Source organism: Sphingobium sp. KKT206 (assembly GCF_055640555.1).
Window position 1 is genome coordinate 548863 of record NZ_CM145765.1, and the last position, 14983, is coordinate 563845.

General features: G+C 61.6%; 9 protein-coding genes. 5 read left to right on the forward strand and 4 right to left on the reverse strand.

What is annotated here, in order from left to right; all coding sequences use genetic code 11:
* Positions 1 to 4: 4 nt before the first annotated feature.
* The 4 genes from ACZ2HM_RS20550 to ACZ2HM_RS20565 form a co-directional block, all read right to left on the reverse strand.
* A complete protein-coding gene (locus tag ACZ2HM_RS20550; RefSeq protein WP_470426901.1) occupies positions 5 to 1381 on the reverse strand; it encodes an efflux transporter outer membrane subunit in 1377 nt (458 codons plus the stop codon).
* Positions 1378 to 4479, reverse strand: coding sequence for an efflux RND transporter permease subunit (locus tag ACZ2HM_RS20555; RefSeq protein ID WP_470426902.1), 3102 nt, complete (start codon positions 4477 to 4479; stop codon positions 1378 to 1380). The genes ACZ2HM_RS20550 and ACZ2HM_RS20555 overlap by 4 nt, the downstream gene beginning before the upstream one ends.
* On the reverse strand, positions 4479 to 5477 hold the full coding sequence (locus ACZ2HM_RS20560) for an efflux RND transporter periplasmic adaptor subunit (protein WP_470426903.1): 999 nt from the start codon (positions 5475 to 5477) through the stop codon (positions 4479 to 4481). The genes ACZ2HM_RS20555 and ACZ2HM_RS20560 overlap by 1 nt, the downstream gene beginning before the upstream one ends.
* A gap of 339 nt (positions 5478 to 5816) precedes the next feature.
* A complete protein-coding gene (locus ACZ2HM_RS20565; protein WP_119749399.1) occupies positions 5817 to 6680 on the reverse strand; it encodes a LysR substrate-binding domain-containing protein in 864 nt (287 codons plus the stop codon).
* Between the two features lie 106 nt (positions 6681 to 6786).
* On the opposite strand from ACZ2HM_RS20565, the gene ACZ2HM_RS20570 reads away from it, so the two are divergent.
* The 5 genes from ACZ2HM_RS20570 to ACZ2HM_RS20590 are packed head-to-tail and all read left to right on the forward strand — an operon-like array spanning position 6787 to position 14981.
* The gene (locus tag ACZ2HM_RS20570; RefSeq protein ID WP_119749396.1) at positions 6787 to 8142 is read left to right on the forward strand and encodes a proton-conducting transporter transmembrane domain-containing protein; all 1356 of its coding nucleotides are present in this window, start codon (positions 6787 to 6789) and stop codon (positions 8140 to 8142) included.
* Positions 8143 to 8186: 44 nt separating this feature from the next.
* The gene (locus ACZ2HM_RS20575) at positions 8187 to 10739 is read left to right on the forward strand and encodes a DUF2309 domain-containing protein (protein ID WP_119749394.1); all 2553 of its coding nucleotides are present in this window, start codon (positions 8187 to 8189) and stop codon (positions 10737 to 10739) included.
* Positions 10740 to 10782: 43 nt separating this feature from the next.
* Positions 10783 to 12489, forward strand: coding sequence for an ABC transporter transmembrane domain-containing protein (locus ACZ2HM_RS20580; RefSeq protein WP_119749392.1), 1707 nt, complete (start codon positions 10783 to 10785; stop codon positions 12487 to 12489).
* 1 nt (position 12490) lies between these two features.
* Positions 12491 to 13549 (forward strand): HlyD family secretion protein, encoded by a 1059-nt coding sequence (locus ACZ2HM_RS20585; RefSeq protein WP_119749390.1) that lies wholly within the window; start codon positions 12491 to 12493, stop codon positions 13547 to 13549.
* On the forward strand, positions 13539 to 14981 hold the full coding sequence (locus tag ACZ2HM_RS20590; protein WP_470426904.1) for a TolC family protein: 1443 nt from the start codon (positions 13539 to 13541) through the stop codon (positions 14979 to 14981). Before ACZ2HM_RS20585 ends, ACZ2HM_RS20590 begins: the two co-directional genes overlap by 11 nt.
* The last annotated feature ends 2 nt before the right edge of the window (positions 14982 to 14983 follow it).

Consider the following 14983-nt stretch of genomic DNA (forward strand, 5'->3'; position numbering starts at 1 on the left):
CCTTCTAGCCCGCCGGACCGTTCGTCTGCCATCCCCCACCCAGCGCCCGGAATAGCGCGACCTGGGATTGCGCCACGGTGAGATCGGACTGTGTTTGGGCGAGCGCGGCTTGCGCCCGCGCCCGCTCGGCATCGAACTGGATCAGCGAGGCGGCATCCCCAAGCCGAACACGGGCGGCTGCACGGCGGGCGTAAAGCGTAGATTGGATCCGCGCGGCATCGAGCGCGCGATTGCGGCGCACCTCGCCATCATAGACGGCGAGCGCGGTTTCGACTTCGCGCAATGCCCGCAATACCGCCACATCCCAGCCGGCGAGCGCCGCGCGTTCTGTTGCGCGGGCCTGTTCCAGTCGTGCTCGCGCTGGGGCCTGATTGGGGAAGGCCCAGCTTATCAGCGGTGAAGCCGTCGCGACGAAGCCACCCGTCAACAGCCCGACTGCACCACCCAGGTTCACGCGCGGGTAGAGATCGGCATGGGCGACCCCGATCCGCGCCGCGGCAGCGGCGAGGCGGCGTTCGGCTTCGCGAATATCGGGGCGACGCAGCAGTAGCGCCTGTCCTTCGCCCACGGGCACCGCCGCGCGGAGCTTCGGGGGCGCATTGCAGGCGATGTCGAACCCGCGCGCTTCAGCGGGGGGGCGGCCCTGCAAGGTTGCGATCCGGTACAGGGCATTCGCGCGCGCCGCCTCGAACGGGGCCAGCGTGGCGCGGGTGGATTCCAGCAGGCTGGCGGCCTGCGAGACTTCGAGCGGCGATACTTCGCCAGCGGCAAGCTGGTCACGTACCACGCCAACCGAGCGTTCCTGAACCGCGACAATCTCGCGCGAGACATTCGCCGCACGGGTCGCACCGCACAGATCGACATAGGCGAGCACCGTATCCGCCACGACCGCGACGCGCAGGGAGTCCAGCGCCGCAGCCTGAGCGTCAGCATCGGCCCCCGCCGCCAGCGCGCCCGAGCGCAGGCGGCCGAACAGGTCGATGTCCCAACTTGCGGTCAGGGCGAGATCGTAGTCGGTGGTCGGCACGTTCGATGACGCGCTTGGCTGCGTCGCGCTGTTGTCGATCGTGCCCGCGCTTTCGATCGTGGTTTGCGGCAGCCGCGCGGCGCGCGCCTGCCGCAGTGCCGCGCGTGCGCCGTCGAGATTGGCATAGGCGACGCGCAGATCGGCATTGGCGGCGAGGCTTGCCTGGACCAGTCGATCAAGCGCCGGATCGTCGTACAGCCGCCACCAGTCATTCGGGACCGGGCCGATCGCCGTGGTCGGAAGGTTTGCGAAAGCACCTGTGGCGGACGCGGGTGGGATCGTCGGCGGGGGCAGAGGCGCAGACATGCACCCCGCGACCGCGAGCGCGGCGATCGGAGCAAACCGGCGGATCATGCGGGAACTCCGGCAAGTGGGGCATCGGGCGCGGGCTTCTCCCGTCCGAAGCGCGCGTATAGCGCGGGCATCAGGAACAGGTTGAGCACGGTCGAGGAGACAAGTCCGCCCAGGATGACGATCGCCATCGGATGCTCGATTTCATGGCCCGGCGCGTTGCCGGCGACGATCAGCGGCAGCAGCGCCAGACCGGCGCACGCCGCGGTCATCAGGATCGGCACCAGTCGTTCCTCCGCGCCGCGCAGGATCAGACGCGGGCCGAAGTCCTCGCCCTCGAACCGGCGGAGATGATCGTAGTGCGACAGCAGCATGATGCCGTTGCGCGCCGAAATGCCGATGACCGTCACGAACCCGACCAGCGAGCCGAGCGACAGCACGCCGCCCGTCAGCGCCACGCCGACTACCCCGCCGACCAGCGCGAACGGCAGGCTGGTCGCTACCAGCGCGGTGATCCGCGCCGAGCGGAACTCCAGCCAGACCAGCAGCAGGACGCCGAGCAGGCAGAGCAGCCCCGTCGTCCAAAGCCGCTGGCGTGAATCACGCAGCGCCGCGTATTCGCCCAGCACCTGGGGATGGTATCCGGTCGCGAACGGCATCTGACCCACAGCCGTTTCGACAGCGCGCGCGACCGTGCCGAGGTCCGCACCGGCGACATTGAGCGTGACGTCGATCCGGCGCTCACCGTTCTCGCGCTTGATTTCATTGGGCGCGGGCATGATGCGAATATCGGCCACGTCGCGCAGCCGCATCGGCGCACCGGCGGGCGTCTGGATCATCATGTCGGCAAGCGCATGGACATCGCCGCGCACCTTGGGTTCGCCCCACAGCGCCACGTCGAACGCTTTCTGGTCGCGGTAGATTTCGCCGACCTTCTGCCCCGCGACCAAGGTTTGCGCCTGTCGCCGTACTTCGCCCGCGGTGAGGCCCAGCGTGGCGAGATCGGCGGGGCGTGGACGGACTTGGATCTGCGGCACCAGCACCTGTTGCTCGACCTTGAGATCCGCAACCCCGTCGATCGCCGCCACCTTGGCGCGGACACGTTCGGCCGCAGCGCGAAGCTCGGCCTGATCGGGCCCGAAGATGCGGATGACGACGGTCGCGCCTGCGCCGCTCAGCACTTCCTTGATGCGCTCGCGCAAATAGGTGAGCACGTCGCGGTAGAGGCCGGGATAGCCGTCGATCACTTCCTTGATACGCGCGACGCTGGCGTCATAGTCGACATTCTCGTCCAGGCTGATCCATAGCTCGGTGAAGTTCGGGCCGACTACCTCGTCCGCGGCTTCCGCACGGCCGATATGCGCGCCGAAATTGCGCACGCCGGGGATCGCGCGCAGCTCCTTGGAGGCGCGGATCGTGATGCGGTCCATCGCCTCGATCGACGTGCCGGGCTTCTCGACGAAGTGCATCAGGAAGTCGGTTTCGCGAAAGTCGGGCAGGAACTGGTCTTTGAATCCAGCATAGCCGACGCCCGCCAGCAGGAGGCCGCCCGCGACGATCCCCATTGCCAGCGCCGGTTGCGCCACCATGCGCGGCAGCACCCCAGCGTAGCGGCGCTTGAGCGCCCCGACGAGCCGCGTGTCACGTTCTGCCTTTAGGGGCGCGTTCGGCAGCAGGAACAGGCACATCGCTGGCGTCACCACCAGCGCGACCAGCAGCGACGCGGCGATCGCCAGCACATAGGCGATGGCGAGCGGCTGAAAGAACGTGCCCGCGACCCCGCCCAGGAAGAAGATCGGCAGGAACACCAGCATCACGATCAGCGACGCGAACACCACCGCCGATCGCACTTCCAGCGAGGCGGACAACACCACATCGAAGTTGGAGCGCGGATTGCTCGCCTCGCGGTTAAGCCGCAGCCGCCGAGCGATGTTTTCCACGTCGATGATCGCGTCATCGACCACCTCGCCGAGTGCGATGACCAACCCGGCGATCACCATCGTGTTGATCGTCGCGCCACTCCACAACAGCACCAGGCCTGCGCCGAGCAACGACAACGGTATGGCGACCAGGCTGATCGTCGCCTGCCGCCAATCGCGGGTGAATACGAATAGCACCACGGCCACGAGCAGGCAGCCGATCGCGAGCGCGCGCGTCAGATTGTCGATCGAGCGTTCGATGAAGGTCGCGGGGCGGAAGATCGTCGTATCGACCTTCACGTCGCGCAGGCCCGGCTTCAGCTCACCGATCGCGGCCTCCACGTCACGGGTAAGCTGGAGGGTGTTGCCGGTCGGTTGCTTCTCGACGATCAGCATCAGGCCGGGCCCGTCGTCGATGATCGCATTGCCGATCGGCGCGGCGAAGCCGTCGACCACGCGGGCGACGTCGCCGATGCGGACCGCCGCTTCGCCGCTCTGCTTGATGACCGCATGTGCAAGATCGGCCGAGGACTGGATCGCGCTCGTCTGCTGCACGGCGAGCCGCTGGGTTGCCGTATCGACAAAGCCGCCCCCACCGACCAGCACCGCATCGCCGGCCGCGGTGCGCAGTTCGGCGAGCGTAACGCCGGCCGCGCGCAGCCGGTCGGGATCGACCAAAACCTGCAATTGGCGGTCGCGCAGACCCCAGATTGCGACGTTTGCGACGCCCGGCACCGCCATCAGGCGCGGCCGGATCGTCCATCGCGCCAGTTCGGAGAGCTGCATCTGATCGAGCTTTGCCGACGATATGCCGATCTTCATCGCCCGACTGGTTGACGACAGTGGCGGCAGCATCACCGGGGGACGCGCCGCGGCGGGCAACCGCGCCTGCACCTGTGTCACCCGCTCCTGGACGAGCTGGCGGGCGCGGATCACATCGGTGCCGGACGCGAACAGGATCGATACCGACGACAGGCCCAGCACGGACTTGGACCGTAGCGTCATCAGATCGGGGACGCCGTTGACCGCCGTTTCGATCGGTACGGTAATCAGGCTTTCCACCTCTTCGGTCGAAAGACCAGGCGCTTCGGTCTGGATCTCGACCATAGGCGGTGCGAACTCGGGAAACACGTCGAGCGGCACATCGCCGGTCGCGCGTAGCCCAAGGACGACCAGCAGCGCAGCGAGCGCGAGGACGAGAACGCGCTGGGTCAGCGCGGCACGGACCAGCCAGGCGAGCATCAGTGCGGCGTCCCGAACTCGGTCCCGAACAGCTCGGCCGCCCCGTCCGTCACGACTTCGGCACCGCGCTCCAGGCCCCGCGACAACAGCGCACGGCCGTCCGCGACGCTCGCGACCTCAATCCGCTGCCGGACATAGGTGTCGGGCGCAGTCTTCCGGTACACCCATTCGCCGCCATAGATGTCGCGGACGATCGCTGCGGTCGGCACCGACAGTCCATCCGCCCTCCCGCCAAGCGGCAACGCCACGGAGACGCGCTGGCCGACGCGGTAGGCACGGTCGCGATTATCGAGCGCGAAGAACAGATCGACGGTGCCCGCGACTGCATTGGCCGAGGGTGGGGCCTGGACCGGGCGCGCAGCGCGCGGAGCGGCGCGATTGTCGCCGAGGGGGCGAACCGTAGCGGTGCGACCGCGTTTGATGGCGCTCACGTCGGTCCCGAACACCGGCACCCGCACCCACAGTGTCGAAAGATTGCCCATCGACGCGATTGAGGGACCGAGCAGCCCGCGTTGCGCGCGCGCCGCCTCCAGTGCAGCCCGGGCGGTAGCGAGCGACGCCGCGGCTTCGTCGCGACCGCGCACGCTACCCGCTTCCTCGCGCACCAAGGCGTCGGCGCGGTTATAGGCGACGACTGCGAGCCGCACTTGCGCTTGCGCTCGCGCGATCTCGCCTTCGGCCGCAACCTGACTGACCCCGATCTGGGCGAGGTTGCTCGTCGATCCCGTTGGCACACCCGCCCCGCCGGTTGCCGGCACGACGACCTCACCGCTGGTTTCCCGGACTTGCGCCGCCGAACCATCGCCAATTCTTACCGTTCGGATGCCGAGACGCTGTTGCGCTTTTGTCGTGAGGGTGAGCTTCAGCAGATCGCTTTCGTGAGCGACCGCCTCCGCTTTGGCGGGGGGAACCGGGGGCGTAGCCGGATCACTGCCGCAGCCGGTCAGGACCGCCAGCAGAGGCAACGTGGCGATCGGAAGGCATCGGATATGCGTCATGCCACGACGATAGCAGCCTCATGTTGGCGGCAGCTTGGGGCGATTATACAAAATCCCAATGTTCGGCAGGATACGACAGGCGGTTGTCACAATCGGTAGGTTTTGACACATGCGCCGCGCCACCTGCGTGCGCGGCTTTGCAAAGATCAGAAACCCGCTTCACAATGTCGGCTATGAGGTCGGCGATCCAGCTCGGTTCCGACCGACATCGCGCGATACCGGCCCTGCCGCCTAGAGCGCCTACTTCCCGCCAGATAACACATGGTGGCAGCACACGGCGATTGCCGACTGGGTTTTCCGACAGTTCAGAGCGGAAGATGTAGAATCACTCCCTATCCGTCAGTTTGTCCGTTCAAGCGTTTCAACAATGTGTTGCGCCAGCATATGTCCCGTCTCAGAAATCGCTGAACCTTCGATCAACGCTATTTCCGTGTCAGGTAAGACCGGCAACCCTGCTTCACCCGTCACAGTTGCGAGAGGCTCCGGAACCATTTCGCGCGGCAGCACTGTAATCCCAAGCCCTGCGCGAACCGCTGCCTGGCTCCCCGCCAGGCTGGTTGACGTGTAGGCTATGCGCCAGGGGCGTCCGATGGCGTCAAGGGCATCGGTCGCGCGCTTACGGTAAACACAAGGTGCCGGCGACATTACGAGTGGTACAGTATCGACACTGTCGGCTGCGCTTTGATCTCTGGCTACCCAAACCAAAGGCTCACGCCACACGCGCATCCCCTCCAGCGCGGCTGCCGGTTCCCGCTTCACCAAAACTAGGTCAAAGGCCCCCGCATGGAATCGCTCAAGGAGATTAAGCGTCAAATCGCACGTCACCTCCAATTCCACGAGAGGATGGGCCTCGTTAAAAAGAGCGAGTATTTCGGGTAGATGCACCGTAGCAAAATCCTCTGGCACACCAAGGCGAACCACGCCCCGAATGTCCGGCTCCAGCAACTCAGCAACGGCCTTGTCATTGAGGTGGACGAGTTTGCGCGCAGTCCCCATTAGCTTGTGTCCGTCAAGGGTGAGGCGGACGCCGCGCGCATTTCGGTCCAAAAGTACACGATTCAGGTGGTTTTCGAGTCGCTTCAATTGAAGACTGATTGTCGATTGGGTGCGCCCAAGCCTTTCACCTGCACGCGTGAAGCTGCCCGTTTCTGCGATCGTTAGAAATGCGCGGAGCTGATCAATATCGAGATTTCGCAACGTCATAGCCCAATACACCCCGTAAGCATTCGATTTATCAATTCATGAGATTGCATAAAATCATTTCATAAATAAAGGCTGGTTTGTCAATGCGGTTCCGAAGGAGATCGCCATGGGAACTATGCCATCAAAACCGCGTGAGGAATTTGCCGTGCCCCTGATGGTGTGGGCATTTATCTGCCTTTTGGTGCTGGCCATTGAGCTGAGGTTCGAACCGATGGCTTTGCATTGGGACATATTGTCAGTCGCCATGTCAGGCCTGACCGTCTTCGTGGCAGCTTGCGTGTTCGGGTTTGCGCGGCGGCACATGCGCCTCCACAAACGTCGAACACGTTTTTTTGTGAGCATGGTAACGACGTTCACTGCGGCGATCATCTTTCTGCTTACAGATAATATCCTTGTCCTGGCGTCCACTTGGGTAGCCAGCGGCTTGATGCTCGCAGGCATGATCGGCCATGTCGATACTTGGCCCGAAGCGCAGCAAGTGGCTCGCAAGGCTCGCAAGACCTTCCTCGCGACGGACTGGATTTTTATATGCGGCCTGACGATGGCCGCCCTGCGCCTGAAAACATTGGCCATTTCCGACATTGTCACACGGGCCGGTGAACTCCCCACGCCGATGCTCGCAGGCCTAGTGGCTACGGTGATAGTTGCAGCGCTCGCACGATGCGCGGTGCCCCCCTTTTCGGGATGGTTGCTCGCGTCTGTTACCGCCCCCACGCCCGTCTCGGCCATGATGCACGCGGGCCTGGTCAACGCTGGCGGTTTCCTGCTTATCCGCATGTCTCCGGTTATCGAACTGCTACCGGCAGCTCGACTTGCGATAGTTCTGCTGGGCCTTTTCGGCGCAATCGTAGGCGCAGCGATCATGATTGTTCGTCCCGACGTGAAGCGGGCGCTGGCCGCCTCCACTGTTTCGCAAATGGGCTTTATGGTGATGACATGCGGATTGGGCGCATATGCTGCAGCGCTATGGCATATTCTTGCCCATGGTCTGTTCAAGGCATGGCTGTTTCTGGGCGCAGGGCAGGTTGTTCGTCGCCAGCCCCTGAAGGCTGCTGAAGGATTTGGCTTCAAGGCAGGATTTGCAATCGGCGCTACCGGCATCGGCCTGACCTTGGTCGATATCGTATCGCCGCTGGATAGGACGAGCCTTATCCCAACTGCTCTTACGCTGGTTGCCGCAATAATCGCGATGTTGTCCGCCATCGGCGACAACTCTGGCCGTCAGCGCTGGGTCATGGCGGCCTTGATATCGGGTCTTGTGGTCATTCATTCTACCGGCCTTGGTTTTGTGAGCCGCCTGCTCCCGTCAGCCCAATCGCCACTACCGATGACCCTGCAAATGTTTGTTGCGGCTATTTTCCTAGGTAGTCTGGTCGTCCAGAACCGACTGTTCGCCCGCCGGTGGCAAATGCCTCGCTGGATCTATGTCCGGCTGCTGAGTGCCGGAGCCATGACCCGCTGACATCTGAAAACCGCTGACTTCCCTCTACCAGAAGGAATAGAACCATGACGCTCGAATTTGCCCATCCATCATGTGCTCTGGCTCCAGGTTATGCGGAAACCGCAAAGCTGGTCGGTCTGGCGTCCAAGGCCGTCGCTCCCCTCTGGCCGCTGGAAAGCCCGATTGCGGTCAACCCGTTGTCCGGCTTTGAGGACTTGCCCTTCTTCGACGCGGCTGAAGCGGCCTCCGACATTTTCAAGGCGCGCAGTTGTTTGCCCGTTTCGCTGTGGCGCCGGCTCACCGATAATAGCAAAGTCGATCGCGCAATATTGGCTGAGGTCGCAGTCGAACGCCTCGGGGGTCTAAATCTGGCCTTCGAAGCGGTGCTCCCAAACATCAACGCGCATGATATCCTCATGGCCCGTCTGTTGCACCTACCTTCGGACGACACGGAACCCAAGCCACTGGCTTCCCCGAGCCGGGCTGAATTGTTCGTTGCGAAATGGTGCGCGGCCTTTCTGGATCAGGGGCTATCCGCCGTGGAGATGCCGGGCAGAGAAAAAGGCCTGTACAGGGCCACTCTCGACCTGATTGTCCATGATCCGGAATTCATCGCGCTGACCGGGAAACGGGCAAAGGCAGTCTATCACAAGGCACCCATGGACCCTGTCACAGCCATTGCCCAACGGCTCGATTCCTTTGGCGACAACCAACTGGGCAAATTGGCCCTTTTACGAGAGTTGTTGGGCAGACTGCCCGGATGGGCGGGTCATATTCGCTGGCGCAGCGAGTATGCAGATCAGGCCTATAGTGTTGGAGCACCGGCGACCATCACAGACTATCTCGCCTTGTGGATGTTGGTGCTCGATTTCGACACCGCTATGCCCGTCGCCGATAGTCTGCCCATACAAGAGTATGAAGGGCTCGCATCCCATTTCGGCATACCAGTTAAGGCGTTCGTCTCCTTAAACGGTGCTGCGAAAACACGGTTGAATTATATCCTCGGCATCAACGGTCACCAGCTGTCGATGATGTTCATGGAAGCTGCCGAGCGTGGATTTCAGGCCAAAATCGTGCAAGGTTTGCGGAACGCAGAGCGTGCACCAAAGGTCACGCCTAAGAGGTATGATGCGCAGCTCATCTTCTGTATTGACGTGCGTTCCGAACCACTGCGCCGCGCGATTGAGCAGCAAGGCAGTTACGACACCTATGGCTATGCCGGTTTTTTCGGCTTGCCGATCGCGATGCGCGCGCCAACCGACCGTATAGCGCGCAGGCAACTGCCTGTGCTGCTGGAGCCGCAACACGAAGTTGCCCAGGCTGTTGCTTCCAGCCGCCTTGGCAGCGACAGTTCTCTATTGGCCAGCCATGCCCGGCAATCCTCTGCATCGAGGCTATTGAATGGTGCCAAGCGGACCATGGCAACCAGCTTTGCTGCGGCGGAAGGCACCGGCCCAATTGCTGGAGCGATGATGCTGTTGCGCAACCTTGCCCCTAGGATCGCCCGACAACTGACCGGCCCGGATGATGCCGGCCTGTCAGCGCAGCTTAGCCCATGCCTGTCAGATGTTCATAGTCACGGCTTAGGTCTGGAGGAAAAGGCGAGTTATGCCACAGGCCTCTTCAAGTTGACGGGCCTTGTGCCGGAAACCCTGGCCCCGCTTGTCCTGCTGGTCGGCCATGGTGCGACCTCAACCAATAATCCCTTCGGCGGTGCGCTCGAATGTGGGGCATGTGGCGGTAGGGCCGGTGGTCCTAACGCACGTGTCATGGCTGCAATCCTGAATGATCCGAATGTGCGTGCGCGTCTGGCAGAGCAGAATATGACCATTCCTTGTGACACGCGGTTCGTAGCGGGCCAGCACGACACTACCACTGATAATGTCATGTTGTTCGATTGCGAGCAGGTGCCCCAAAGCCATTGCGACGCTCTGGGGAAAATTGCCTGGGATATGGCTTATGCTAGCACGCGAAGCCGTGAAGAACGTGGCCGGAAGCTCAACAGGTCAGCGGCTGACCTGATGGTTGGCGCATTGCATTGGGGCGAAGTTAGGCCCGAATGGGGGCTTTCTGGCAATGCAGCCTTTATAGCGGGGCCGCGCAGCCTGACACAGGAGATCGACCTCGATGGCCGAGTTTTTCTTCATAGCTATGACTGGCGCACCGACAGCGATGGCGGTGCTTTGAAGACAATATTGACCGCTCCGATGGTTGTCGCGCAATGGATTAACTGCCAATATCTATTCTCGACGATCGACAACAATGTCTACGGCGCGGGGGATAAAACAGTGCATAATGTGCTCGGCGGCTTTGGAGTCGTGCGAGGCAATGGCGGCGACCTGTGCGTCGGCCTGCCCCGTCAGTCATTATTTTGTGACGATGGTACGCCTCACCATGTCCCTCAGCGCCTCCTCACCATTGTACAGGCCCCACTTGACCGGGTGGATGCCATAATATTGGAGGATGCATTGCTCGGTCGTCTGTTCGGGAATGGTTGGGTCAAGCTGGTCGTGATCGACCCTACTAATGGCCGCGTGTCGCGCTGGACTGCAGGCGATGAACTAATCAGATTTTCGGACGCGCCTGGTGGTTGGGCAGAGCCCCGAACCATAGTTTGAAAAACTACCTTGAAAAATTCTGTTTGATATGAGGAGTTACTGAATGGCCGCCCATCCCCATGGACGGATTGATTGGCGCGCATTCATGGGATGGGCGCGCGCCACCCTGGCACCCGACCGTGCCTTCATGACCCTGGTATTGATCTACGGCGCAGCCATAGGCCTACTTTCGCTGGCGACGCCCATTTCTGTGCAAATGTTAATCAATTCGGTTGCGAACACGGCCCTTCCGGCCCCACTTTTCACGCTCGCTGCCGTCCTGCTGTGCCTGTTGCTGCTATGGGCTTTGCTGGGTGCATTACGTACCTATGTGATGGAGATTTTCCGTCGCCGCTTCTTTGCCCGGCTTGTCGCGGAGATCACCCTGCAGGCCGTTCACGCTCAAGATCCATTCTTTCAGGACGTCCGCCGCGGCGACCTGTTCAATCGCTTTTTCGAGGTGATGAATATCCAGAAGGCCATCCCGTCGTTGTTGGTCGGGGGGTTCTCAATCTTCTTCCAGGCAGCGGTCGGATTTATCGTTACATCCTTTTACCATCCGATTTTTCTGGGCTTCAACCTGCTCTTCATTGCCTGCGTCTGGCTGATCTGGAAAGGCTGGGCCGGCAAAGCCATGGAAACGGCAGTGGCGCTCAGCCATCGCAAATACGAGGCGGCCCACTGGCTGGAAAGTGTCGGTGCTTCTAACGGATTCTACAAATCCAGTCGGCATCTCGACTATGCCATGGATGTCTCTGAACAGCGAACTGCTGCATATGTCAGTGCCCATCAAAAGCATTTTCGCGCGACTTTCCCTCAAAGCGTGGCATTACTACTGCTCTATGCTGTCGCCAGCGCCGCCTTGCTCGCGCTGGGTGGTTGGCTGGTCATTCAAGGCCAGTTGTCCATCGGTCAACTTGTCGCGGCTGAGTTGATTCTTTCAAGCATATTCTATGGAGCAGCACAGCTAGGTCCATATCTCGATGGATTCTATGACCTTGTGGCAGCGGTCGAGGAACTTGCGTTGTTCGGGACCATCAATCAGGAAGACGCACCATTGGCTGGCGGCGCTGGCGTGAGGCCGCGCGATGGCGCGCTTGCGTTACGATCTGTGCGACTGGAAGTTGGCGGCGAACGTGGCAATTTCAATCTGACGATCCCGGCAGGGCTCCATATCGTGGCAGACTGCGACACGGGTGCCGACAGGCTGTTCAGCCGACTTCTCAAACGTCACTACCGCCCCGCCGAAGGATTGATTACTTTGGGCGGCGCAGACATTGGTGCGCTGGATATCTTCCAGTTGCGCAGTGACGTCATCGTGCTTGACCGACCCAGTATTGTGGAAAGCTCGATCCGTGACTATCTGCGTCTGGCTGCGCCACAGGCAACGTCAGAGCGCACTCTCGACGTGTTGGATGCCGTTGGCCTTGGCAGTCGCATAAGCACTTTACCCGGTGGAATGGACTGCGTGCTGTCTTCGACTGGCTGGCCGTTGACGCTTGCGGACACGATGCGTCTCAAGCTGGTCGGTGCAATTCTGGCAGAGCCTCGTATCCTCGTTCTGTCGGGCCTTTTCGATATGCTGCCAGCACATGAGTTGCGACCAGCGCTACGAATGCTCGATGATTTCGCTACGACAATCATATGCTTCACTAGCAGGTCCGAAAATCTCGCCTTCGATCACTGGCTCTGGTTGGGCCACGACAAACAACTGCTGACGCGCGATGCCTTGGAATTTCAGGCCGTCCGCACTGCTGCGCGAGGACGCTGACATGCCATTCCGCACCGACCATATTTCGCATTTCAAAACTCTTGCCAGCATAGCGGTTCCACGGCCCGCGCGCGCACTGGCATGGATATTGCTGTTGGGCATGGCAGGGTCCATAGCGTTCCTGTTGCTCGTTCCGTGGGTGCAAACATCGACCGGCACTGGGACAGTCATCGCGCTCGATCCGCGCGATCGGGTTCAAAATGTGACCGCCCTGGTGCCTGGCCGCGTCGAACAATGGTTCGTCACGGACGGATCGCGCGTCAGAAAGGGTGACCCGATAGCCCGCATTTCCGATAATGATCCAGGTTTGATTTCACGTCTGCGCGCCGAACGCGCCCAAGCCGACGCAGAGATTGCAGCGACACGGCGAGCCATGGGTGTTGCTCAGCGTGATGTCGGCCGCATGGGGCAGCTTTATAGCGAAGGCCTGTCGCCACGCCGCGACCTGGAACTCGCCCAGATCAAGGTTGAAGATTATGGCGCGAAAGTTGCTAAGGGTCTCGCTGATCGCAACCGGCTCGACATCGATATCAGTCGGCAATCCGTGCAAATCGTGCGCGCTCCGCGTAATGGCCGCATATTGCGTATCCTCGGCGGCGACACGGCTACGATGGTGAAGGAGGGGGAAATCCTCGCGACCTTCGCACCGGAGGAGGCTGTTCGGGTTGTCGAACTCTATGTCGATGGGCGCGATGTTCCGCTCATCTATCCCGGACGCCCCGTCAGACTGGAATTTGAAGGATGGCCCGCCATCCAGTTCAGTGGATGGCCTTCTGTGGCAATGGGCATGTTCGACGGGCAGGTCCGCGCGATCGACGTGTCGGCATCGAGTAACGGCCTGTTCCGCATATTGGTCGAACAACGGCGCGGCGGACGGCCGTGGCCCAAGGAACCGTTCGTGCGCCTTGGTGCAAAGGTTCGTGGCTGGGTGATGATGGATACCGTGACATCGGGCTATGAACTCTGGCGACTGCTCAACGACTTTCCGCTGCAATATCCCGCAGGTGCTATCGACGGAACTCTCGGCAAGGCCGCAACGGGGGATGGCAATGCCAAATAGGCTCCATCTCCCCGTCCTGTCCGCTGTGCTGTTCGCAATTACCGCCATGATTTCACCAGGGAAGGCCCAGGATGTTGCGGCGCTACCCGCGCTCGCGCCCACCGACGCCGGAGTACTGTCTTTGGACGATGTGTTGGCCACTTCGGCCAAACAATCGCCCCAGATTCTGGAAGCATTGGCTCGTGCACGTTCAGCCGATGGCAGACGTTTGAGCGCGGAGGGCGCGTTCGACACGTTATTTTCGGCCGAGGGTGGGTCGCGCGTCTTGGGCTATTATAACGGCACTTATGCCGACGCCAAAGTCGCGCGCCCTATCGAGAATTGGGGCGGCCAGATATATGGCGGATACCGCGTGTCGAGCGGAAGCTTCCCCATCTATGAGGACAAAAACTACACTAACCAGTTGGGCGAAATCAGGGCTGGCGCGGTTTTCTCGCTTTTGCGGGACCGGATGATCGATGAACGGCGCTTTGGCCGTGTTTCCGCCGACGCCGATCGGGCCGTTGCCGACGCAGAACGGCAGATGGTCGCGATCGGCGTGCAACGCAGGGCATTCGACGCCTATCTAAATTGGGTTGCCGCCGGACAGCGCCTTGGAATTTATCGCCATCTTCTCGATCTGGCGCAGGAGCGGCAGCGAGGCTTGCAGCGATCGTTCGAAGCTGGACTGCGCCCACGCATCATTCTGGTTGAGAACGACCAAACGCTGCTGCGAAGGCAAGCCATGGTCGTCCAGTCAGAGCAGGCGGTCGCCAATGCCGCCAACACTCTATCGCTCTATTGGCGCGATGCTGATGGCAGGCCGCTTATCCCCCGCAAGGAACAAATGCCGGTCAGCTTGCCCGCCCTACCTATGGCCAATGTTCCGCAGGTGGTGACGCGGCCAGACCTCATTGTCGCACAGTTGCGAGAACGACTGGTGCGTGACCGTCTGTCCTTGGACCGGAACGCCTTGCTGCCCCGTCTCGAACTCCAGATGGAAGTGGCGCGGGATATTGGCGATGTTGGCTTGGGCGGAGTGTCACGAAGTGGCAATGACGTTCGTTTTGGACTGCGCTTTTCGGTACCACTGGAACAACGGGCCGCGCGTGGCAAGCTGATGCAGACCCAGGCTGAACTCGACGCAAACCGCCGTCGGACGCAGTGGCTGGACGAACAGATCAGGGCGGAGATAGACGGTATCGGCATCACCCTCAGCGCGGCAGATCGATTGATCGCCTTGTCGGAGGATGAAACGCAGCGCGCCCAGGAGATGGCGACCGCAGAACGGCGCCGTTTCACCATGGGGGCCAGTGACCTGTTTCTCGTGAACTCGCGCGAAGAGGCAGCAGCCAGCGTCTCTCTCACCCTTCTTGATCAGCGATTGCGGCGGATTGCAGCCAATGCTGATCTTGCGGCCTCGTCCGGCAATGCAGCGGCTCTTGGCCTGTGACG